Source organism: Pseudomonas sp. WS 5410 (genome assembly GCF_012985645.1).
Lineage (GTDB): Bacteria > Pseudomonadota > Gammaproteobacteria > Pseudomonadales > Pseudomonadaceae > Aquipseudomonas > Aquipseudomonas shahriarae.
Map to the genome: position 1 here is coordinate 66,185 of NZ_JAAQWS010000005.1, position 22,952 is coordinate 89,136.

Sequence of the window (22,952 nt, forward strand, 5' to 3'; positions counted from 1 at the left end):
CCTGTGAAACGACACCGCCAAATACTTGTCCTAAACGCCGATTCTACGAATTACATCACATTTTGCAAGAAAAGGTGATGGTGCGTGCCGTTGTCTAATGCCAATATTTATCGTTAAGTTCTTGATTCTAAATGGGAATTGAGCGATGCAAATTTCAAGTTTGGGTCCAGCCATCAGACGCTACCGAAAGGTAGCGGGGCTTACTCAGGCTGAACTAGGTGAGAAAACCGGTTTTGACCCTAAAACCATTAGCCGCTTCGAAACCGGCACCTATACACCCAGCGTTGACGCTCTGTTCTTGTTTGCGGAGGCCTTGGGAGTGAAGCTGAAAGTCTTTTTTGCCGATCTGGGCGATGAGGAAGAACAGCGCGCTTATCTGTTCGGTGTCATTCATAAAGCCACCCCGAAGGATCTGGGAAAGCTGATAGCGGCGGTAGACCAGGCCTTGTCCAAGCCTTAGAGCTCGTACGACATAAAAAAGAGCAGGCCACTGACGTCGCCTGTTCTTTGCTCTTTGCCTACTGACATGATCCGACCGGACAGCCCCTCTCCTGGCAGGCGCTGGGCCACGCCTTTTGCCAGCATACTCGCGCGGCCCAGGCAGATTCGGTATCCTCTCGCGAAGTTATTTCAAAATGTAAGGGACTACCATGAACTACCTCCGCCTGCTGGTGGCGGCAGCTGCCTTGAGCCTGCCTGCCGCACCGGTCTATGCCACCGCAGCCCCGGCGCCTGTCGAAGCCAGCGCGCCCGCCGAAACCGCCGAGCACTTCCTCGCCTCCCTCAAGCAGCAAACCGGCACCGTCACCCTGCCCGGCGGCATCGCTACGCTCAAGCTCAACGACGAGTTCTATTACCTGGACCCCAACGACACCGAACGTCTGCTCACCGACGGCTGGGGCAACCCGCCGGGCTTCAACACCCTGGGCATGATCGTGCCCAAGGCCGTCAGCCCACTGTCGGCACGCGGCTGGGGCGTGATTGTCAGCTACAAGGACGACGGGCATATTTCCGACGAAGATGCGGCAAAAATCGACTACACCGAACTGCTCAAACAAATGCAGGAAGACGATGCCGAGGACAATCAGGAACGCCAGAAGCAAGGCTATGCCGGCCTGCACCTGCTGGGCTGGGCCGAACCGCCGCACTACGATCAACCGTCCCACAAGATGTACTGGGCCCGGGAACTGAAAGCCGACGACGCCGAGCAGAACACCCTCAACTACAGCATCCGCGTGCTGGGCCGCGAGGGCGTGCTGGAACTCAACGCCGTCGCCGCCATGGCCGACCTGCTCACCATCAAGCAGGAACTGCCCAAGGTCCTGGCCTTCACCAACTTCACCGACGGCAACCTCTACACCGACTACAACCCGAGCACCGACAAGCTGGCCTCTTATGGCCTGGCCGCGCTGGTCGCTGGCGGGATTGCCGGCAAGGCCGGGCTGTTTGCCAAGATCGGCATCTTCCTGCTGGCCGCCAAGAAGTTTCTGGTGATTGGCGTGGTGGCATTGCTGGCAGGCGCACGCAAGTTCTTCAACCGCAACAAAGGCTGATCGCCACACACGAAAACGCCGCGAGCAATCGCGGCGTACAGATAGCTTGGCCCCGGACGCAATCAGGCCTGGGCAAGTGAAAAATTCTGATGAATTGGATAGCGGAATAAACAAGAGGGTTGTTGCGAGGGGGCTTTATGGAGGCAACCCCACCAGCCACACCCCGGCACACAATGCTCCCGCTGTGGCTGCTGCCTTCCGGCTCTGACCAGGTTCACGGGTAATCGTTGCGGGGGGACCGATGGGGTCACCATCCTAGAGCTTCCAAGCGATGCTCTGTACGATTCTTCACCATCACGCGGATTCGAATTTGGCGTCCTTGTAAGGCTTGTGAAGGGATGCTGCGCAAGCCATTTGTATCACCAACTTGCCTCCCTTTTGTACCACCTGAAGGCGCCTACCAGGCCCAACTAAAAGGTGTGCCGGCCGTTTCGACCAATGAGGAACAAGCTATGAATACCCCAATGCTTGAGGAGCGTGACCGAGAAGCAGAGCAGCGGGAGAACAAGGAGGCGCGTGCAAGAGCTGAGCATTTCGCGGAGCTGCTGGCGCCCTACCTTGCCGCCCAGTTCGGTTATAAGCGCAACTATGTGACGCTGGGCCTGGTGACTACGGTAAACGCAAGGACGGTCAAATATGACCTCTACCTTCGAGTTACCCCGCAGAGGGGGCAATGGGCAGGGACCAACTGCCTGGTCATCGCCCGGATAGGCTTCACGCCCACTCATAAAGGCCACGGGCGGCGCTTCATGGCATTCTTGGTGGAGTACGCAGAGCGCGTCGGATACAGCAACATCGGTATCGAGTCGACCAATGAAGAGTCGGAGGCGTTTGGGGCGAAGTTTGGGTTACTACGGCATCGCGACGGCAACGACTTAATCGGCACAGTGGAGGAAATCAAAAGGCGCATCGCCGAATGAGTCTCCTACACCTGGGCGGTTGGACCCTTCTTGCCGTGGCTTGCTAAAAGCGGCTGGTTTCCGCAGTCTTGCCCAAGGTCACAGATAGTGGCAAAACGACAGGGAGGGTTAGTCATGGCGATGCGATTCAGGAAATCAATCAAGCTTGCTCCTGGCATACGAATGAACTTGAGTGGGGCTGGCGTTGGTTGGACGCTCGGCCCGCGAGGCGCATCAGTAGGGATTGGCAAACGAGGAGCCCGCTTAAACACCAGCTTCATGGGCATTTCCAGTAGTCAAAAACTCTCCGGCCCCTCACGTAGTACCAAACCAGCCCCAACAAAATCTACATCCACGCTTGTTTCTGTGACATGCAGCCTGCATGACGACGGGAGTCTCACTTTTCAGGACGCGGCAGGGAATGACTTACCGGAACATGTAATTGAGGCAGTCAAAAAGCAAAACAAAGATGTAATCCTTGTTGTGATCCAACGCAAATGCGACGAAATTAACGGCAACATTGAAGCCTTAGGGACCATCCACCTGGACACCCCCAGCAGTACTTCTAGGCCCGTGTTTGTTGAGGTGCACTTCGGAGAACCAGAGCCCGTCGCTCCCCGGCCTCTTAAGCCTTCTCTGCTAGACAGGTTATTCAAGAAACGGATGCTACGCCTAGAAACGCAGAACGCCGAAATTCAAAAAAACTTTACTGCTTACTATGACGACTGGTCAAACAACCGAGCAAAACATATCCAGTTAGAACAGGACAGAAAGTTCCTAATTAACGAGGGTATTTACACCAAAATATCTGATATGGAGGCCTGGCTGGAGGACAACCTACAGGACATACAATGGCCCAGAGAGACCGCAATTTCTTTGGAGCTGCTTGAAGATGGCCAGCTTGTACTTCTGGATGTTGACCTACCGGAAATAGAAGACATGCCCACCTCCACAGCTAGTGTGCCTAGTAGAGGGTTGAAGTTATCGGTAAAGGCGATGTCAGCCACAGCTGTTCAGAAACTCTACATGGCCCACATCCACGCTGTTGCCTTCAGGATAGTTGGCGAAACCTTTGCTGCTCTACCCCAGGCCTCCACAGTAGTTTTCTCCGGCTATTCGCAGCGCCCTGATAAAGCAACAGGACGCATCACCGATGAGTATCTCTTCTCTGTTCGTGTTGGCCGGGGAGCTTGGAGTGATATCGACTTTGGACGTCTGGCGGACATCGACGTCGTTGAAGCATTGGCTCGCTTTGACCTGCGCAGGCAGATGACAAAAACAGGCATCTTCAAGGCTATCGAACCCTTCTCACAGTAACGGGGGTCTGCCCAGCTACTGGGAACCAACAATTTCTACCGAGTATCGAGGGAGCTATATGGCCTACGACATCCATTACATCGTGGTGGAGTCCTCAAGCGGAACAGATTGGGCCTCCTGGGTTGCCATTGGCATTTCGGTTCTGGCCCTTATCGCGACGGGCTGGCAAGCGCATCTGGCTAGAGTTCATAACAGGCTTTCAGTAAAGCCACAGCTTGAAGGCCATTCCCTTATGGAGGATGGAATCTACAGCCTGACGGTACGGAATGACGGCCTAGGCCCGGCAATCCTCACGCAGGCGAGAGTCTACTACCGCGACAAACTAGTGGAAGGAGAAGGCACCGCGCTTGTCGATGCGGCCTTTGCTGACGTGCCCAACTGTGAATTGCTGAGCCGTGAGTTCTTCCATCCTCCCTTTGTACTGCCTGCGGGCAGCTCCATTGAGGTATGTAAAGTCGCGTGCAAGAAAAACTTAGAAGATGTCGAGGTGTATCTCGGCGGTCTCATTCGCCTCCAGATCGACTATGAGTCTGCGTACAACGAAAAATGTCCTATGTACGAAACTCGCCGCCCCCCTCAGACCTCCTGACCTAAAGCCAATAAGAGCCTGGCCGATCAAACGCAGAGGGTGCCGACTATTTTCTGCCAAAAAATCTGTCTTGCCTTAGTGAGTAAGACTTCAGGCAAAGGCATGGCGACGCCAAGCAACTGCTGCTGACGCAGCCACGACGCCCAACAGGCAAGACGCTTGCCGCCTGCCTCCCAGGCACCGCGCAGAAGCTCAACACAGGATCTACTCCCCTGGAACGCTTGCGTGAACAGACCTTGGACCTGGGCCAGAATGTCGCGCCCACGAATCAGCGCCTCCCGCTTGCAGCGAGTTTGCAGGGAGCGACGAATTTCTCTTTGGGCGAATAACGGGCGAATGACATCCGGCACCACGATTCGGAAGTAGTAGACCGAGTGGAGGGACAGCAAAAGGTAGGACGGGATGGTCGACACGGATGTATCACTCCTTGTACCACCGCGTGGCAAAGGGTGAAAAACCGTTAATAATCAATCACTTGGATGATTGGAGGCAACCCCACCAGCCACACCCCGGCACACAATGTTCCCGCTGTGGCTGCTTCCTTCCGGATCTGACCAGGTTCACGGGTAATCGTTGCGGGGGGACCGATGGGGTCACCATAACGACGCTGGCCTCTCGGCAAGCGGGGCCATTGTACCGATCTCATCGGAAGTTACAACCGTTGGCGCAGGATTAAAAAGCCAAGAGGTTCAAGTACTTGCCATAGCCCTCAAGAACACCCTCGCACCTTTTGATCATTGGGCTTTCAATACCTCATCCGCACGGCCGCCCTCTTCCTGGATCACCAAGTGGATGAAGTGCAACTTGGCAATCACCGCCGGCGGTAGCACGAAGGGATAGAAATCCGGCTGCCCCATGCTGCGGGACAGTTCGTTGAGCATGCCGGCCAGCTCGATCCAGGCGTTGACGAACGACAGGAACGCCGCGCCGCCAGGGTGCTGCGGGTCATAGAGGGTGGTGAGGGGAAATGGCTGGTAGTCCAGGTCCATCTCCCGTGCGCTCATGCCAAACCCCAGAGCGGTGTCGACCGCGTCCATCATGTGCAGGTAATGGGCCCAGGTTTCTGCCCAGTCCTCCCAGGGGTGCATGGTGGCGTAAGCGCTGACGCAGGTTTGCTGCCAGTCCGGGCGCGGGCCGTTCTGGTAGTGCTGGTCGAGGGCGTCGGTATAACTGGCGCGTTCGTCGCCGAACAGGCTGCGAAACGGCTGCAACCAATGACTGCCGGCGATCAGGCGATCCCAATAGTAGTGGCCGACCTCATGGCGGAAGTGACCGAGCAAGGTGCGGTACGGCTCGCGCATCTGCACGCGGATTTTCTCGCGGTGCTCGTCGTCGGCCTCCTTGATATCCAGGGTGATCAAGCCATTGGCATGGCCCGTGGTGGGGGCCTTGCCTGCCAGGCCGATACCCACGAAGTCAAAAGCCAGGCCATTGGTCTCGTCGACTGTTTTGGGGATCACCTGCAACCCCAGGCTGATCAATTGCGCCACCAGCCGGCGTTTGGCGGTTTCCACCTTGCGCCAGCGCTCGGGGTTTTCCGGAATCGACAGGTCGGGAATGGTGCGATTAAGGCTGCACGCCACACACAGAGGCGCGGTGCTGTAGGCCGGGATCAGCCAGTTGCAGGCCGCAGGGGTATCGAGGTTGGCGCAGCGGCGCCAGGCGCCGGCGTCGAGGTTGTCGTCCTGCAGCCAGGTATCGACCACTGACCCCGGTTGCAGGGACGCCAGCCGGCCTTGCTCGGGCAGGTAACCCAACAGCGCCGAACAGGCCAGGCATTGGCTGTTGCGAAAAAACAGGGATTGCCCGCAACGGCACTGCCAGACCTTGCTGTTGCGCGAAGCCCCGCCCATGAATGGCGCGGCGATGCGCGAACTGAGCTGTTCGAAGAAGCGGTACATGGCGATCTCTCCAGGGGCGTGCCCAAGACTAGATCATTTACCGCGCAAGATCGTTCCCACGTTCTGCCTGACAATGACGCCATGAGCTTCTGCGTCCGCTGTTGGGACGCGGAGCGTGCTGGGATGCATTCCCACGCAGAGCGTGGGAACGATCATCAGAGGGGAATGTTGTGGCTGGCCAGAAAGGCGACAAAAGCCTCTTCGTCCAGGACCTTCAGCCCCAGCTCGCTGGCCTTGGCCAGTTTCGAGCCGGCACCCGGCCCGGCGACCACGCAATGGGTCTTCGCCGAGACCGAACCCGCCACCTTGGCCCCCAGGCTTTCGAGCTTTGCCTTGGCCACGTCGCGACTCATCAATTCCAGCGAGCCGGTCAGCACCCAGGTATGCCCCGCCTCGGGCAAGCCTTCAACCACCTTCTTCTCGCTCTGCCAATGCATGCCGAAGTCCTTGAGCTGCTGCTCGATGGCCAGCGCACGATGGGCATTGTCCGGGTTATCGAAGAACTCACGCACGGCCTTGGCCTGCTTCTCCGGCAGCGCCTGGCGCATGTCCAGCCAATCGGCCTGGATAACACCCTCCAGGGAGCCAAACTTGTCCGCCAGTTTCTGCGCGGCTCCCGGCCCCACGGAAGGTACATGCAACTTGTCGAGCAGGCCGCCCAGGGTGGTACTGGCAGCGAACTCGGCACTCAGCTCACCCTGGTCCTGCAAGACCAGCGCGCACTCGTCCGGCGACAGCAGCGCGCCGATCACCTGCTGGTTGTGCCCGTCTTCAAAGAAGCTGTGGATCTCGTGCGCCACTTCCAGACCCACATCCGGCAAGTACGTCAGCACTTCCGGCAACGCCCGCTGCACGCGCTCCAGGGACGCCAGGGAACGCGCCAGGACCTTGGCGGTTTCCTCGCCCACATCGGGAATACCCAGGGCGTAGATGAACCGCGCCAGGGTTGGGGTCTTGCTGTTTTCGATGGCGGCGATCAGTTTCTTGCTGGAAACATCGGCGAAGCCTTCCAGGTCGATGATCTGTTCGTACTTGAGCTTGTACAGGTCCGCCGGCGAGCCGATGAGTTTCTCATCGACCAACTGCTCGATGGTCTTGTCGCCCAGGCCGTCGATATCCATGGCCCGCCGCGAGACAAAATGGATAATCGCCTGCTTGAGCTGCGCACCACAGGCCAGGCGCCCGACACAGCGATACACCGCACCTTCGCTGACGGTTTCCTTGCCCTTGCTGCGCTTGACCAGTTGCGTGCGCTCCACATGGGAACCGCACACCGGGCAGCTTTCCGGGATCTGCACGGCGCGGGCATTTTCCGGGCGACGCTCGGCAACCACCGACACGACCTGTGGGATCACATCACCGGCACGGCGGATGATCACGGTGTCACCGATCATCAAGCCCAGGCGCGCCACTTCGTCCATATTGTGCAATGTCGCATTGGATACGGTGACGCCGGCCACCTTGACCGGCTTCAAGCGCGCCACCGGCGTCACCGCGCCGGTGCGGCCGACCTGGAATTCAACGTCGAGCAATTCAGTCAGTTCTTCCATCGCCGGAAACTTATGGGCGATGGCCCAGCGCGGCTCGCGGGCGCGAAAGCCCAATTCGCGCTGGTAGGCGATGCTGTTGACCTTGAACACCACACCGTCGATTTCATAGGGCAGGCTGTTACGCCGCTCACCGATGTCGCGGTAGTACGCCAGGCAATCCTCAATCCCCTTGGCCAGCTTCAACTCGTGGCTGATGGGCATACCCCACTTCTGCAACTGCTGGAGGTTGCCGATATGGGTGTCGCTGATGTCAGTGGTCACGCCGTAGCAGCAGAACTCCAGGGGGCGACTGGCGGTGATCTTCGAGTCGAGTTGGCGCAGGCTGCCCGCCGCCGCGTTACGCGGGTTGGCGAAGGTCTTGCCGCCGACTTCCAGTTGCGTGGCGTTCAAACGCTCGAAACCGGCCTTGGACATGAACACTTCACCGCGCACTTCCAGCGTTGCCGGCCAGCCCGTGCCCTGCAGTTTCAGCGGGATATTGCGCACGGTGCGCACATTCACGCTGATATCTTCGCCGGTGGTGCCGTCGCCACGGGTCGCGCCGCGTACCAACTCGCCATCCTGATACAGCAGGCTGACCGCCAGGCCATCGAGCTTGGGTTCACAGCTGTACTCCACCGCCGCACCACCGCCAAACAGATCGCCCACCGGCAGGTCGAGGCCCTCGGTAACGCGGCGATCAAACTCCAGCATGGTGGTTTCATCAAAGGCGTTGCCCAGGCTGAGCATCGGGATCTCGTGACGCACCTGGGTAAAGGCCGACAGCGCCGCACTGCCAACCCGCTGCGTCGGTGAGTCGCGAGTCACCAGGTCCGGGTGCTCGGCTTCCAGCGCCTTGAGTTCGTGGAACAGCCGGTCGTATTCGGCGTCCGGAATGCTCGGCTCGTCGAGTACGTGGTAACGGTAGTTGTGCTGATCCAGTTCAGCGCGCAGCTCGAGAATGCGGGTGTGGGCGGCGGTCATGGGTGTTCTCTCATAAAGCAAAAGAGCAGCCGAAGCTGCTCAATATGTTAGTGCGCTTAATTCTACTGACAACGCTGAAGACCCGTCCTCAGCGTTTCTGTGTCAGGGCGCGACGCTCGAACTCGACGATGCGCTGACGGTAGTGTTCGATGGTCTGGGCGGTCAGCACGCTGCGCTGGTCATCCTTGAGCTCGCCATTGAGTTCCTGGGACAGCTTGCGGGCTGCGGCCACCATGACGTCGAACGCCTGTTTCGGGTGACGCGGGCCTGGCAGACCGAGGAAGAAGCTCACGGCCGGGGTGCTGAACAGGTCGATGTCGTCCAGGTCGAAGGTGCCCGGCTTGACCGCGTTGGCCATGGAGAACAGTACTTCACCGTTGCCGGCCATGCTTTCGTGACGGTGGAAAATATCCATCTCGCCGAAACGCAGGCCGCTTTCCAGGATGTTCTGCAACAGCGCCGGGCCCTTGAAACCGGCCGCGTCGCGGCAGATCACGCTGATCACCAGCACTTCTTCAGCTGCCGGTTGGTCCTTGGTGGACTCACGTGGCGCGCTCTTGGCCGGGCTTTCATCCGGGAAATCACCATCGCGACTGCTGAAGCTCGGGCCTTCGTCCACGTCGAGGTTCAGGTCGCCCTGATGCGGCTCGGCCACAGCAGCGCTGCCGCGCTTGCCACGTTTGGACGACGGTTCGCGTGCTTCACGCACCGGGGCGCTCATCGACGGCAGGTCGTGCTCGTCCAGCTGCGGCTCTTTATGGGTGTCCAGGACACGGGGCGGCCCCAGCAGCTCGGCAGCGCCGTCGTCGTCGGGCAAATTGGACAGGTTACGGTCCAGACGGAATTTCAGCTTGCCCTTGCCGCCGCGCATACGGCGCCAGCCATCAAAAAGAATACCGGCTATTACAATAATGCCGATGACGATCAGCCACTCGCGCAGACCGATTTCCATGTAATCCCTTGCCTCTATAAAAAATGCTGAAAAATAAGGGGTTTAGCACCGTGCAAACCGCTTTAAAACGTGGCGCCAACTCTATGTTCTGACTGACGTTTTGCCCACGCATACGAAAAATTGACATTAAACTAGCACGACCAAAGATAACTTTACACAGTTGACGCAAAATGTGTCGGCTGACGCAGGAATTAAGCTACAAATCATAAGCTTCAAGCCGACACTCATGCCCCTTGAAGCTAGCAACTTGGCGCTAACTTTCCACCATCGCCATCGCCTCTTCCACATCCACCGCCACCAGTCGCGAACAGCCTGGTTCATGCATGGTCACCCCCATCAATTGATCCGCCATTTCCATGGCGATCTTGTTGTGGGTGATATAGATGAACTGCACCGTCTGGGACATCTCTTTAACCAGGCGGGCATAGCGTCCAACGTTAGCGTCATCCAGCGGCGCGTCAACTTCATCGAGCATGCAGAACGGCGCCGGGTTCAACTTGAAGATGGCAAACACCAGGGCCAATGCGGTCAGGGCCTTCTCGCCGCCGGACAACAAATGGATGGTGCTGTTCTTCTTGCCCGGAGGCCGCGCCATGATCGTTACCCCTGTATCGAGTAGATCTTCGCCCGTCAGTTCCAAGTAAGCGCTGCCACCGCCGAAAACTTTTGGGAATAAGGCCTGTAAACCGCCATTAATCTGATCAAAGGTATCTTTGAAGCGGTTACGGGTTTCCTTGTCGATCTTGCGAATGACGTTTTCCAGGGTGTCCAGGGCTTCCACCAGATCGGCGTTCTGGGCATCCAGGTAACGTTTACGCTCGGACTGCTGCTGGTATTCGTCGATGGCGGCGAGGTTGATCGCGCCGAGTCGCTGAATGCGCGCGGCAATGCGCTCAAGTTCTTCTTCGGCTTCTTTCTCGTTGGCTTCGGCGGTCAAGGTATTGAGCACGCCGTGCAGGTCGTAGCCATCTTCCAGCAACTGATCCTGCAAGGTTTTGCGGCGCACCGTCAGGGCCTGCCATTCCATGCGCTGCTGTTCGAGCTGGCTGCGGATCAATTGTGATTGTTGCTCGGCCTGGGTTCGGCGCTTTTCTGCGTCGCGCAGTTCGCGGTCGGCGTCTTCCAGGGCGATCTGCGCGGTCTTGAGTTCTACGTCGACGCTCATGCGTTTATCGAGCAACTCTTCGAGCTTCAAGCGCAGCTCTTCCAGGGGCGCCTCGCCCTCCTCCAGGTTGAGACTCAGTTGCTCGCGCTTTTCCGTCAGGCGCTCGGACTGCATCTCCAAGCGCTCCAGGGCCTGGCGCGTGGAATCGTGCTGAGCGCGCAACGAGCCCAGGCGCACCGCCAACTGGTGGGCGTGATCCTTGTGCTGGCGCGCTTCCTGGCGTACCCGATCGAGGCGTTCACGCAGGCTGTCACGCTGGGCCAGCAGCAGTTCGCGCTGCTCAGTGTCGAGGGCCATGCTGTCGAGGGCGTCCTGCAACTGCAGGCGCGCTTCGCCGACTTGTTCATGTTCGAGGGCGCGCTGTTCGCCCATCTCGGCCACTTCTTCATCGAGACGGGTACGGCGCAGGGTCAACTGTTCGGCCTTGGCCTTGCTGGCCGAGAGCTGGGCTTTCAGTTCGCCCTGCTGGCGCGCTTCGTCCTGCAACAGGCGGCGCAAGTGTTCGCGGCCGGTCTCTTGCTGGCGCTGGGTGGCGCGCAGGGTTTGCAGTTGGGTTTCCAGGGACTCCAGGGTCGCCTCGCGCTCTTCACGCTCGGCACTCAGGTTGACGATTTCCTGGCCACGGGCCAATACGCCGCTTTCGGCCTCACTGGCGCGGCGCACCCGCAAAAAGTGCCGGCCGACCCAGTAGCCGTCGCGGCTGATCAGGCTTTCGCCAGAGGCCAATTGGCCACGCAACGCCAGGGCCTGCTCCAGGGAATCCACCGGTTTGACCTGGCCCAGCCAGGGCGACAGATCAATCGGCGCCTCGACTTTATCCAACAGGCTGCCCGGCACGCGGGTGCCATCGGCTGCCGGGCTGAGCAGACGCAAGTCGCCCTGGGTGAAACCGGCCAGGTCAAACCCGCCAAAGTCATCCACCAGCACCGCCTGCAGATCCGCGCCAAGCACGGTCTCCACGGCCAGTTCCCAACCGGCTTCGACCTTCAAGCCTTCGGCCAGGCGCGGACGCTCGGCAAGGTGCTGGTCACGCAGCCATTCTGCGGTGCCCGTGCCGGGATCCAGTGCCGCCTGCTGCAAGGCTTCAAGGGAGGCCAGGCGCCCGTTGAGGCGCTGCAAATCGCCCTGGGCCTGCTGCTGCGCCTGGGTCGCTTGCTGCAGTTCCTGGCGCAATTGCTCCAGGCGCTCCACTTGCTGCTCTTCGCTGGCTTCCAGCTCTTCGAGCGTCATTTCGCTTTCGGCCAGCTGCTCGCTCAGCGCCATGATCGCCGCGTCTTCCGGGGCAGCGGCCAGCAAGGCGCGCTCCTCCAGGACCCGGCGCTGGCGCTCGGCCAGGCGTTCCATGCTGGTTTCCAGTTGCTGGATGCGCGACTGCTGCACCTCAGCCTGGCGCCGCGGTTCGGCGGAGCGCAGGTTGAACGCATCCCACTGCTCCTGCCAACCGTGCATGGTGGTTTCGGATTCTTCCAGGGCGGCGGCGGCCTCTTCGGCGGCGGCGCTGGTGATTTCCTGCTCGGGGATGAGCATGTCCAGCTCTTCGCCGAGGGTCAGCAGCAAGGTGCGGTCGTGGCCCAGGTGCGACTCGGTTTCCAGGCGCGCGCGCTCCGCTTCCTTCAGGTCATCCTGCAACTGGCGCAAACGCTGCTGGCCGTGCTGGATGCTCTGCTCGACCCGCGCAATATCGCCGCCCACCGAATAGAAGCGGCCCTGCACCAGGTTGAAGCGCTCGGACAAGTCATGGTGACCGTCACGCAGGCGTTCGATGCTGGCGTCGGCATTGCGCTGCTCAGCCACCAGGGCTTCGAAGCTGATTTCCTGGGTGCCGATAATCGCTTCGCGCTGGCCCACCTGGTCATTCAAGGCCTGCCAGCGCAGCGCCGAGAGTTGCGCCTTGAGCTGGCGTTCTTCGCCTTTGTATTCCTGGTATTTCTCGGCGGCCTGGGCCTGGCGGTGCAGGCGCTCCAGTTGGCGCTCCAGCTCTTCACGCAGGTCGGTCAGGCGCGCGAGGTTTTCGTGGGTGCGGCGGATGCGGTTTTCGGTCTCGCGGCGGCGCTCCTTGTACTTGGAGATGCCGGCCGCTTCCTCGATAAAGTTGCGCAGGTCCTCGGGCTTGGCTTCGATCAGCTTGGAGATCATGCCCTGCTCGATAATCGAGTAGCTGCGCGGGCCCAGGCCGGTGCCGAGGAAGATGTCGGTAATGTCGCGGCGCCGGCACTTGGTGCCGTTGAGGAAGTAACTGTTCTGGCTGTCGCGCGTCACTTTGCGGCGGATGGAGATTTCCGCGTAGGCGGCGTATTCACCCACCAGGGTACCGTCGGAGTTGTCGAACACCAGTTCGATGCTGGCCTGGCTGACCGGCTTGCGGCTGGTGGAGCCATTGAAGATGACGTCGGTCATCGACTCGCCACGCAGGTTTTTCGCCGAACTCTCGCCCATCACCCAGCGCACGGCGTCGATGATGTTCGACTTGCCGCAGCCATTGGGCCCGACCACTGCCGCCATGTTACTGGGGAAGTTCACCGTGGTCGGGTCGACGAAGGATTTGAACCCCGCCAGTTTGATGCACTTGAGCCGCACGCTTAGGCGTCCGCCAGGGCTGCGATAACCAGTGAACAACTGCGCTGGCCATAGGCCGAGAGCACTTGGCGGATCTGCGGCAGATCACGGGCCAGTACAGCGGCGAGCAGTTGCTCGAACAGCGCCAGGTACTCGCTCATCGACGCCTTGCGTTGATCCAGGGCCAGGTAATAGGCGCGGTTCATCGCCGGTTGCAGGTTTTCGACGGTTTCCTGCAGGTACGGGTTATTGGCAAAGGGGTACGCGGCGCGCATGACATTGAAGCATTCTTCGACAAAAGCGCGGATGTCCTGGCGCTCGAAATTGCTCACCAGCCGTTGCTGGATCTGCACGAAGGGCGCCATGTCGGCCTGGGTCTGCCAGCCTTCGGCGACCGCATTGCCCAGCAGGATGTACAGCTCGCTCATCAGCGTGCACAGGCTCTGCACCTTGTGCGCGGTGAGCTCGGTGACGTGGGCGCCACGGCGCGGCAGGATGGCGATCAGGTGCCGTCGCTCGAGGATCAGCAAGGCTTCGCGCACGGAGCCACGGCTGACATTGAGCGCCAGCGTGACTTTCTGTTCCTGGATCCGCTCCCCAGGCTTGAGATCGCCGCGAATGATGCGTTCGGCGAGGTGGTGAGCGATTTGCTCGGCAAGACTATCCGGCGCCTTGAACGTCATGTTTTCCCTTCAAAATCTGCTATCGGTACAAGGGCGGCAGTGTAGCGCAATCACTGGGCCAGCAACGCCGAATTTGGCATGAAATAAGCAGACGATAAAGCCCAGGCGCCCCTGAAAACGGCGGTTACAGGGATCTGAACCATAATCAAAGGTGTTGCAATCGCATTTTCTTGACCTTCTGGTCAGAAAATCGTTGACCGAAAAGTCAGACATGACTAGATTCGGCGCAAAGCGGTTAACAACAATAATGAGTCTGCGAGGCCTTCCGTGATCCAGTTTTTAATAAACCAGGAGCTCCGTAGCGAGCATGACCTGGACCCGAACCTGACTGTGCTCAACTACCTGCGTGAGCACCTGGGCAAATCCGGAACCAAGGAAGGCTGCGCCAGCGGCGACTGTGGTGCCTGCACCGTGGTAGTCGGCGAGCTGCATACCGACGAGCAAGGTGCCGAGCAGATTCGCTATCGCAGCCTCAATTCGTGCCTGACGTTTGTCTCATCCCTGCACGGCAAACAACTGATCACCGTGGAAGACCTCAAGCACCAGGGCCAACTGCACAGCGTGCAACAGGCCATGGTCGAGTGCCATGGTTCCCAATGTGGTTTCTGCACCCCCGGTTTTGTGATGTCGCTGTTCGCCCTGCAAAAAAACAGCGACGCCCCCGACAGCGCCAAGGCCCACGAAGCCCTGGCCGGCAACTTGTGCCGCTGCACCGGCTACCGGCCAATCCTGGCCGCTGCCGAGCAAGCCTGCTGCAACAAGCCTCAGGACCAGTTCGACAGCCGCGAGGCGCAGACCATCGCCCGCCTCAAGGCCATCGCGCCGACGCAAACCGGCGAACTGAACAGCGGCGACAAACGCTGCCTGGTGCCCCTGACCGTCGCCGACCTGGCCGACCTCTACGACGCCTACCCCCAAGCCCGGCTGCTGGCCGGCGGTACTGACCTGGCGCTGGAGGTCACCCAGTTCCACCGCGTGCTACCGGTGATGATCTACGTCGGCAACATTGAAGCCATGAAGCGCATCGAGACCTTTGACGACCGCCTGGAAATCGGCGCCGCTACCGCCCTCTCCGACTGCTACAGCGCGCTGCACCACGAATACCCGGACTTTGGCGACCTGCTGCACCGCTTCGCCTCCCTGCAAATCCGCAACCAGGGCACCCTCGGCGGCAATATCGGCAACGCCTCGCCCATCGGTGACTCGCCGCCGCTGCTGATCGCCCTCGGCGCGCAGATCGTGCTGTGCAAGGGCAACGTGCGCCGCACCCTGGCCCTGGAGGACTACTTTATCGACTACCGCGTCACTGCCCGTCAGGACAGTGAGTTCATCGAGAAGATCATCGTGCCCAAGGGCCACGCGCTGTTTCGCGCCTACAAGGTTTCCAAGCGCCTGGACGATGACATCTCGGCAGTCTGCGCAGCCTTCAATCTGAAGATCGACAACGGAGTGATCAGCGATGCCCGCGTCGCCTTCGGCGGCATGGCCGCCACCCCCAAACGCGCACAACACTGCGAGGCCCTGCTGATCGGCGCCACCTGGAACAGCGCCACCGTGGAGAAAGCCTGCGCGGCCCTGGCCGAGGATTTCACCCCGCTGTCGGACTTCCGTGCGAGCAAGGAATACCGCCTGCTCAGCGCCCAGAACCTGCTGCGCAAATACTTCATCGAATTGCAAACGCCGCACATCGAGACTCGGGTGACCGCTTATGTCTAACCATCACGCCGTGGTAAAAACCCAAGCCGAAATGGCCGCGCTGTTTGCCCAGGACCTGACGTCCGGGGTCGGGCGTAGCGTCAAGCATGACAGCGCCGCCAAGCATGTGTCGGGCGAAGCGCAGTACATTGATGATCGCCTGGAATTCCCCAACCAGTTGCACCTGTATGCGCGCATGTCCGACCGCGCCCACGCCCGGATCCTCAGTATCGACACCGCGCCCTGCTACGCCTTTGACGGTGTGCGCATTGTCATCACCCACGAAGACGTACCGGGCCTGAAAGACATCGGCCCGCTGATGCCCGGCGACCCGTTGCTGGCCATCGACACCGTGCAGTTCGTCGGCCAGGTAGTCCTGGCCGTCGCCGCCCGCGACCTGGAAACCGCACGCAAGGCGGCCATGGCCGCGGTGATCGAATACGAAGACCTGGAGCCGGTGCTGGATGTGGTCGAGGCCTTCCGCAATAAACATTTCGTGCTGGACAGCCACACCCACCAGCGCGGTGATTCGGCGAGCGCCCTGGCGAGCGCGAAAAACCGTATCCAGGGCACCCTGCATATCGGCGGCCAGGAACACTTCTACCTGGAGACCCAGATCTCCTCGGTGATGCCCACCGAAGACGGCGGCATGATCGTCTACTGCTCCACCCAGAACCCCACCGAAGTGCAGAAACTGGTGGCCGAAGTACTGGACGTGTCGATGAACAAAATCGTGGTGGATATGCGCCGCATGGGCGGTGGTTTTGGCGGCAAGGAAACCCAGGCCGCCAGCCCGGCATGCCTGTGCGCAGTGGTGGCGCGCCTGACCGGCCAGCCGACCAAGATGCGTCTGCCACGGGTCGAAGACATGCTGATGACCGGCAAGCGCCACCCGTTCTACATCGAATACGACGTGGGCTTCGACGACAACGGCCGCCTGCAAGGGATCAATCTGGACCTGGCGGGTAACTGCGGCTGCTCGCCGGACCTGTCGAACTCGATTGTCGACCGGGCGATGTTCCACTCCGACAACGCGTATTACCTGGGCGATGCCACCGTCAACGGTCATCGCTGCAAGACCAACACCGCCTCCAACACCGCCTACCGTGGTTTCGGCGGCCCGCAAGGCATGGTCGCCATCGAGGAAGTGATGGACGCCATCGCCCGCCATCTGGCCCTGGACCCGCTGGCCGTGCGCAAGGCCAACTACTATGGCAAGACCGAGCGCAACGTCACCCACTACTACCAGACCGTCGAGCACAACATGCTCGAAGAAATGACCGCCGAGCTTGAGGCCAGCAGCCAGTACGCCGAACGCCGCGAAGCGATCCGCCTGTACAACGCCCACAGCCCGATCCTGAAAAAGGGCCTGGCGCTGACGCCGGTGAAGTTCGGTATTTCGTTTACCGCCAGCTTCCTCAACCAGGCCGGCGCGTTGATCCATATCTACACCGACGGCAGCATCCACTTGAACCATGGCGGCACCGAGATGGGCCAGGGCCTGAACATCAAGGTCGCGCAAGTGGTGGCCGAGATCTTTCAGGTGGAAATCGACCGGGTGCAGATCACCGCGACCAACACCGACAAGGTGCCCAACACCTCGCCGACCGCCGCCTCCAGCGGCGCCGACCTGAACGGAAAGGCCGCGCAGAACGCCGCCGAAACCATCAAGCAACGCCTGGTGGAGTTCGCTGCGCGCAAGTACGACGTCAGCGAGGCGGATGTGGAATTCCACAACGGCCATGTGCGGGTACGTGAGCTGATCCTGACGTTCGAGGAGCTGATCCAGCAGGCGTATTTCGCCCAGGTGTCGCTGTCGAGTACCGGCTTCTACAAGACCCCGAAAATTTTCTACGACCGCAGCCAGGCGCGGGGCCGGCCGTTCTACTACTTCGCCTTCGGCGCAGCCTGCTGCGAAGTGATCGTCGACACCCTGACCGGCGAGTACAAGATGCTGCGCACCGACATCCTCCACGACGTGGGTGCCTCGCTGAACCCGGCCATCGACATTGGTCAGGTCGAAGGCGGCTTTATCCAGGGCATGGGCTGGCTGACCATGGAAGAGCTGGTGTGGAACAACAAGGGCAAGCTGATGACCAATGGCCCGGCCAGCTACAAGATTCCGGCCGTGGCGGACATGCCCCTGGATTTGCGGGTCAAACTGGTAGAAAACCGCAAGAACCCGGAGGACACGGTGTTCCATTCCAAGGCCGTGGGCGAACCGCCATTTATGCTCGGGATTGCTTCGTGGTGCGCGATCAAGGATGCGGTGGCGAGCCTGGGTGACTATCGCCATCAACCAAAAATTGATGCGCCGGCGACCCCGGAGCGGGTGTTGTGGGGCTGTGAGCAAATGCGTCAATTGCAGGCGGCGACGGTGGTTGAGGCTGAGACCGAGATGGCTTCGCTCTAGACCGAGGTGCTGCCATCGCGGGCAAGCCCGCTCCCTCATTTGGAATGCATTCCCTTGTGGGAGCGGGCTTGCCCGCGATGACGGCCTGACTGACAACAGCAATGTTGAGGTAGACATGAACAACTGGATCAGCGCCCTCGCCGACCTGCAACACCAGGGTGAACCCTGCGTGCTGGTGACCATTATCGAAGAGCTCGGCTCCACGCCGCGCAATGCCGGTTCGAAGATGGTAGTCAGCGCCGCGCAAACCTTCGACACCATCGGCGGCGGCCACCTGGAATACAAGGCCATGCAGATCGCCCGCGACATGCTCGCCAGCGGTCAGCACAACACCCATCTGGAGCGCTTCAGCCTCGGTGCTAGCCTCGGCCAGTGCTGTGGCGGCGTCACCGTGCTGCTGTTCGAACCCATGGGCCAGGTGCAGGCGCAGATTGCCGTGTTCGGCGCCGGCCATGTCGGTCGCGCCCTGGTGCCGCTGCTGGCCAGCCTGCCGTGCCGGGTGCGCTGGATCGACTCGCGGGAACAGGAATTCCCGGAGCATATCCCCCAGGGCGTGCGTAAAATCGTCAGCGAAGAGCCGGTCGATGAAATTGCCGACCTGCCAGCGGGCAGTTACTGCATCGTCATGACCCATAATCACCAACTGGATCTGGAACTGACCGCCGCCCTGCTCAAGCGCAATGACTTTGCCTACTTCGGCCTGATCGGCTCGCAGACCAAACGCGTCAAGTTTGAACACCGCCTGCGTGAGCGCGGCTTCGAGGCTGCGCAGTTGCAACGCATGCGCTGCCCCATGGGCCTCACCGAGGTGAAGGGCAAATTGCCGGTGGAAATCGCCATCTCCATCGCCGGCGAGATCATCGCCACCTATAACGCCAACTTCGGCCAGCACACCGCGAGCGCCGAACCCATTGCCAAACTGCTGCCGGTATCTCGCCGCAGCCAAGCTATGAATTGAGACGACCATGCCTTTGACTCGTAAAGCCTACCGTGCCGCCATCCTGCACAGCCTCGCCGACCCCGCCATCGTCGGGATTGACGCCTCCTATGAGTATTTCGAGGACGGCCTGCTGGTGATCGACAACGGCCAGATCAGCGCCCTCGGGCATGCCAGCGATTTGCTGCCGACACTGGCGGCCGATATCGAAATCACCCATTACCAGGATGCGCTGATCACCCCTGGCCTGATCGACACCCATATCCACCTGCCGCAAACCGGCATGGTCGGGGCCTACGGCGAACAACTGCTGGATTGGCTCAACACCTACACCTTCCCTTGCGAAAGCCAGTTCGCCGACAAGGCCCACGCCGAAGAAGTGGCGGATATCTTTATCAAGGAACTGCTGCGCAATGGCACCACCACCGCCCTGGTGTTCGGCAGCGTGCACCCGCAATCGGTGAACTCATTTTTTGAGGCCGCCGAGAAGCTCGACCTGCGCATGATCGCCGGCAAGGTGATGATGGACCGCAATGCGCCGGACTACCTGACCGATACCGCCGAATCCGGCTACCAGGAAAGCAAGGCGCTGATCGAACGCTGGCACGGCAAAGGCCGTTTGCACTACGCCGTTACGCCGCGCTTCGCGCCTACCAGCACACCGGAACAGTTGAACCTCGCCGGGCAGTTGCTGGGGGAATACCCGGACCTGTACATGCAGACGCATATCAGTGAAAACCTGCAGGAAGTGCAATGGGTCAAGGAGCTGTTCCCGGAGCGCAGCGGCTACCTGGACGTGTACGACCACTACAAGCTGCTGGGGGAACGTTCGGTATTCGCCCATGGCGTACACCTGTGCGACGACGAATGCGCGCGCCTGGCCGAAGCCGGTTCAGCGGTCGCGTTCTGCCCGACGTCGAACTTCTTCCTCGGCAGCGGCTTGTTCAACCTGCCGATGGCCGAGAAGCACCAGCTCAATGTGGGCCTGGGCACGGATGTGGGGGGCGGTACCAGCTTCTCGCTGCTGCAGACGCTGAACGAGGCCTACAAGGTCATGCAATTGCAGGGCGCACGCCTGAGCCCGTTCAAATCGCTGTACCTGGCGACCCTGGGCGGCGCCAAAGCGCTGCGCCTGGAAGACAAGATCGGCACCCTGCAGCCGGGCACCGATGCCGACTTCCTGGTACTGGACTACAACGCCACGCCACTGCTCAGCTATCGCTTGAAGCAGGCCAAGGACATTGCCGAGACGTTGTTTGTGTTGATGACGCTGGGGGATGATCGGGCGGTGATGCAGACGTATGCAGCCGGCCAACTGGTGCATCAACGCTGATTTTGAAGGGCACCACAAACCAATGTGGGAGCAGGCAAGCCATAATGCCGATCAGTTAAGCGAACGCAATGCTCAAAGCAGTGAAAATCAAATGTGGGAGCGGGCTTGCTCGCGAAGACGTCGGCCCAGCCAACATTGATGTTGACTGACCCACTGCTTTCGCGAGCAAGCCCGCTCCCACAGGGGATCTGCGCTTGACTGACTGGCATTAAGGCAAGCCAGCTCCCACAGTTTGATCGGGGTTTACAGTTTTATAGAGGAGCGACCCGGCTTCTTGGTCTGCAGCAAATGTGAGAACACCGCATGCAAATCATCCGACGCACCTTCCTCATCGAGGTTGAGCTTGCTGTCGATGTGATCCATGTGGTGCATCATCAGGTTCACCGCCAACCCCACATCCCGAGCCTCGATGGCATCGATCAACTGGGTGTGCTCGTCATAGGAACAGTGTGAGCGGTTGCCGCTTTCATACTGGGCGATGATCAGCGAGGTCTGGGACACCAGGCTGCGCTGGAAGCTGATCAGCGGGGCATTTTTTGCCGCTTCGGCCAGTTTCAGGTGGAACTCGCCAGAGAGCCGGATACCCGCGCCGCGATCGCCACGGGAGAAGCTGTCGCGCTCGTCATTGACCATCTGCCGCAGTTCGGCCAGCTCTTCGGTCGAGGCATGCTGCACCGCCAATTCGGTGATCGCCCGCTCGACCAGGCGCCGGGCCAGGAACACCTGGCGGGCTTCCTCGACGCTTGGGCTGGCCACCACCGCACCCCGATTGGGGCGCAACAACACCACGCCTTCATGGGCCAGGCGCGACAGTGCGCGACGAATGATGGTGCGGCTGACGCCAAAGATCTCGCCCAGTGCTTCTTCACTCAATTTGGTACCGGGCGCCAGGCGTTGCTCGAGGATGGCCTCGAAGATATGCGCGTAGACGATATCGTCCTGGGTTCCACTGCGACCGGCCTTACCGGCTCGCGGCTGTTTCTTGAGGGGCTGCAACTGTTCGTTCATGGGCACTCGGGTCGGGAGAACGGCGGCGAATTGACGTTGACTGTAATAAGAGTACAGCGGTCGCTGGCAAGTATCGCGTAAAAACAGCGCACATTGTACACAACCCGTTGCGCCAACACACTGTACGGCTGTTTGCGCCACCGGCTGTATTGCAACAGTCAGTTACGTTTGAGTTTAGGCTTGATTCCACGATTTCCCAGGTACAAGGAACACCGCCCCATGACCGACGCGACCCAGGCGCCGCTGCGCCCACTGGCCGACACTTCGCCTTCGGCCATTGTCGCCGGCTTTATCGCCATGATGACCGGTTACACCAGCTCCCTGGTGCTGATGTTCCAGGCCGGCCAGGCTGCCGGCCTGACCACCGGGCAAATTTCCTCGTGGATCTGGGCGATTTCCATCGGCATGGCGGTGTGCAGCATCGGCTTGTCCCTGCGCTACCGCACGCCCATCACCATTGCCTGGTCGACCCCCGGCGCGGCGCTGTTGATTACCAGCCTGGGCGGGGTCAGCTACGGCGAGGCCATCGGTGCCTACATCACCTGCGCGGTACTGGTGACGATCTGTGGCCTCACCGGCAGCTTTGAAAAACTGGTGAAGAAAATCCCTGCCTCACTGGCCGCCGCGCTGCTGGCCGGGATCCTGTTCAAGATCGGCAGCGAGATTTTCGTCGCCGCGCAGCACCGCACCGCCCTGGTGCTGGGCATGTTCTTTACCTACCTGATCATCAAGCGCCTGTCGCCTCGATATGCCGTGCTGGCGGCGCTGCTGATCGGTACTGCCTTGTCCGGGTTGATGGGGCTCCTGGACTTCAGCGGGTTCAGCCTGGAAGTGGCGACGCCGGTGTGGACCACGCCGCACTTTTCCCTGGCGGCGACCATCAGCATCGGCATTCCGTTGTTTGTGGTGGCGATGACCTCGCAGAACATGCCCGGGGTCGCGGTATTGCGCGCCGATGGCTACGACGTGCCCGCCTCACCGCTGATCACCGCCACTGGCCTGGCCTCACTGGTGCTGGCGCCGTTTGGCTCCCACGGCATCAACCTGGCCGCCATCAGCGCGGCCATCTGCACCGGCCCCCATGCCCATGAGGACCGCAACAAGCGCTACACCGCCGCCGTGTGGTGCGGGATTTTCTACGGGGTTGCCGGGGTATTTGGCGCGACCTTGGCGGCGTTGTTCGCCGCATTGCCCAAGGAGTTGGTGCTGTCGATTGCCGCATTGGCGTTGTTCGGCTCGATCATCAATGGCCTGAGCATTGCCATGAATGAGCCCAAGGAGCGGGAAGCAGCACTGATCACCTTTATGGTCACGGCGTCGGGGTTGACGCTGTTTTCCATCGGTTCGGCATTCTGGGGGATTGTTGCGGGGGTGTTGACGCTGGTGATTCTGAACTGGCGCAAGGCCTGAATTTAATACCTTGAAACGAAAAAGCGAC

Annotated in this window: 17 protein-coding genes and 2 other RNA genes; 10 read left to right on the top strand and 9 right to left on the bottom strand. The window is 60.3% G+C overall.

The annotated features are described in order from the left end of the window. Positions 1–145 precede the first annotated feature (145 nt). A complete protein-coding gene (locus HBO24_RS09420) occupies positions 146–460 on the top strand; it encodes a helix-turn-helix transcriptional regulator (protein WP_029298195.1) in 315 nt (104 codons plus the stop codon). Positions 461–650: 190 nt separating this feature from the next. Further along, complete coding sequence (locus HBO24_RS09425; protein ID WP_170059592.1) at positions 651–1,553, top strand: DUF2167 domain-containing protein; 903 nt, start codon at positions 651–653, stop codon at positions 1,551–1,553. A 147-nt stretch (positions 1,554–1,700) separates the two neighbouring features. Here HBO24_RS09425 and ffs (HBO24_RS09430) read toward each other — a convergent pair. Beyond that, positions 1,701–1,797: signal recognition particle sRNA small type (gene ffs, locus HBO24_RS09430), an RNA gene on the bottom strand. A 208-nt stretch (positions 1,798–2,005) separates the two neighbouring features. Between ffs (HBO24_RS09430) and HBO24_RS09435 the strand changes: the two genes are divergently transcribed. From HBO24_RS09435 to HBO24_RS09445, 3 genes are all read left to right on the top strand, one after another. Further along, entirely contained in the window at positions 2,006–2,473 is a 468-nt protein-coding gene (locus HBO24_RS09435; protein ID WP_170059593.1) for a hypothetical protein, read from the top strand. 114 nt (positions 2,474–2,587) lie between these two features. Further along, on the top strand, positions 2,588–3,769 hold the full coding sequence (locus HBO24_RS09440) for a DUF4236 domain-containing protein (protein ID WP_170059594.1): 1,182 nt from the start codon (positions 2,588–2,590) through the stop codon (positions 3,767–3,769). 58 nt (positions 3,770–3,827) lie between these two features. Continuing rightward, on the top strand, positions 3,828–4,358 hold the full coding sequence (locus HBO24_RS09445; protein WP_170059595.1) for a hypothetical protein: 531 nt from the start codon (positions 3,828–3,830) through the stop codon (positions 4,356–4,358). Between the two features lie 26 nt (positions 4,359–4,384). Here the strand turns inward: HBO24_RS09445 and HBO24_RS09450 are convergent, their stop codons facing one another. The 7 genes from HBO24_RS09450 to HBO24_RS09480 all read right to left on the bottom strand — a co-directional run bounded on the left by HBO24_RS09450 (position 4,385) and on the right by HBO24_RS09480 (position 14,128). Further along, positions 4,385–4,771: a DUF6538 domain-containing protein gene (locus HBO24_RS09450; RefSeq protein ID WP_233092128.1), complete on the bottom strand. Its 387-nt coding sequence runs from the start codon at positions 4,769–4,771 to the stop codon at positions 4,385–4,387. An 80-nt stretch (positions 4,772–4,851) separates the two neighbouring features. Continuing rightward, positions 4,852–4,948: signal recognition particle sRNA small type (ffs, locus tag HBO24_RS09455), an RNA gene on the bottom strand. 144 nt (positions 4,949–5,092) lie between these two features. Next, a complete protein-coding gene (locus HBO24_RS09460; protein WP_170059596.1) occupies positions 5,093–6,259 on the bottom strand; it encodes a putative zinc-binding metallopeptidase in 1,167 nt (388 codons plus the stop codon). A 155-nt stretch (positions 6,260–6,414) separates the two neighbouring features. Next, entirely contained in the window at positions 6,415–8,772 is a 2,358-nt protein-coding gene (gene ligA / locus HBO24_RS09465; RefSeq protein WP_170059597.1) for an NAD-dependent DNA ligase LigA, read from the bottom strand. Between the two features lie 88 nt (positions 8,773–8,860). After that, a complete protein-coding gene (gene zipA / locus HBO24_RS09470; RefSeq protein WP_057444921.1) occupies positions 8,861–9,724 on the bottom strand; it encodes a cell division protein ZipA in 864 nt (287 codons plus the stop codon). A 253-nt stretch (positions 9,725–9,977) separates the two neighbouring features. After that, positions 9,978–13,466 (bottom strand): chromosome segregation protein SMC, encoded by a 3,489-nt coding sequence (gene smc / locus HBO24_RS09475; RefSeq protein ID WP_170059598.1) that lies wholly within the window; start codon positions 13,464–13,466, stop codon positions 9,978–9,980. Between the two features lie 2 nt (positions 13,467–13,468). Next, complete coding sequence (locus HBO24_RS09480) at positions 13,469–14,128, bottom strand: GntR family transcriptional regulator (RefSeq protein WP_057439508.1); 660 nt, start codon at positions 14,126–14,128, stop codon at positions 13,469–13,471. A 267-nt stretch (positions 14,129–14,395) separates the two neighbouring features. Here HBO24_RS09480 and xdhA point away from each other — a divergent pair, with 267 nt between their 5' ends. The 4 genes from xdhA to guaD all read left to right on the top strand — a co-directional run bounded on the left by xdhA (position 14,396) and on the right by guaD (position 20,506). Continuing rightward, on the top strand, positions 14,396–15,844 hold the full coding sequence (gene xdhA, locus HBO24_RS09485) for a xanthine dehydrogenase small subunit (RefSeq protein ID WP_057960331.1): 1,449 nt from the start codon (positions 14,396–14,398) through the stop codon (positions 15,842–15,844). Next, on the top strand, positions 15,837–18,236 hold the full coding sequence (gene xdhB / locus HBO24_RS09490) for a xanthine dehydrogenase molybdopterin binding subunit (protein ID WP_170059599.1): 2,400 nt from the start codon (positions 15,837–15,839) through the stop codon (positions 18,234–18,236). The genes xdhA and xdhB overlap by 8 nt, the downstream gene beginning before the upstream one ends. A 115-nt stretch (positions 18,237–18,351) precedes the next feature. Continuing rightward, positions 18,352–19,194 carry a xanthine dehydrogenase accessory protein XdhC gene (xdhC, locus tag HBO24_RS09495; RefSeq protein ID WP_057439511.1) on the top strand — a complete coding sequence of 281 codons (843 nt, stop codon included), beginning with the start codon at positions 18,352–18,354 and terminating at the stop codon, positions 19,192–19,194. A gap of 7 nt (positions 19,195–19,201) precedes the next feature. Then, positions 19,202–20,506, top strand: a complete 1,305-nt coding sequence (guaD, locus tag HBO24_RS09500; protein ID WP_170059600.1) for a guanine deaminase — start codon at positions 19,202–19,204, stop codon at positions 20,504–20,506. Positions 20,507–20,749: 243 nt separating this feature from the next. Here guaD and HBO24_RS09505 read toward each other — a convergent pair whose 3' ends face one another. After that, positions 20,750–21,514: a GntR family transcriptional regulator gene (locus HBO24_RS09505; RefSeq protein ID WP_170059601.1), complete on the bottom strand. Its 765-nt coding sequence runs from the start codon at positions 21,512–21,514 to the stop codon at positions 20,750–20,752. A gap of 219 nt (positions 21,515–21,733) precedes the next feature. Here HBO24_RS09505 and HBO24_RS09510 point away from each other — a divergent pair, with 219 nt between their 5' ends. Beyond that, positions 21,734–22,924 (top strand): benzoate/H(+) symporter BenE family transporter, encoded by a 1,191-nt coding sequence (locus HBO24_RS09510; RefSeq protein WP_057439514.1) that lies wholly within the window; start codon positions 21,734–21,736, stop codon positions 22,922–22,924. The last annotated feature ends 28 nt before the right edge of the window (positions 22,925–22,952 follow it).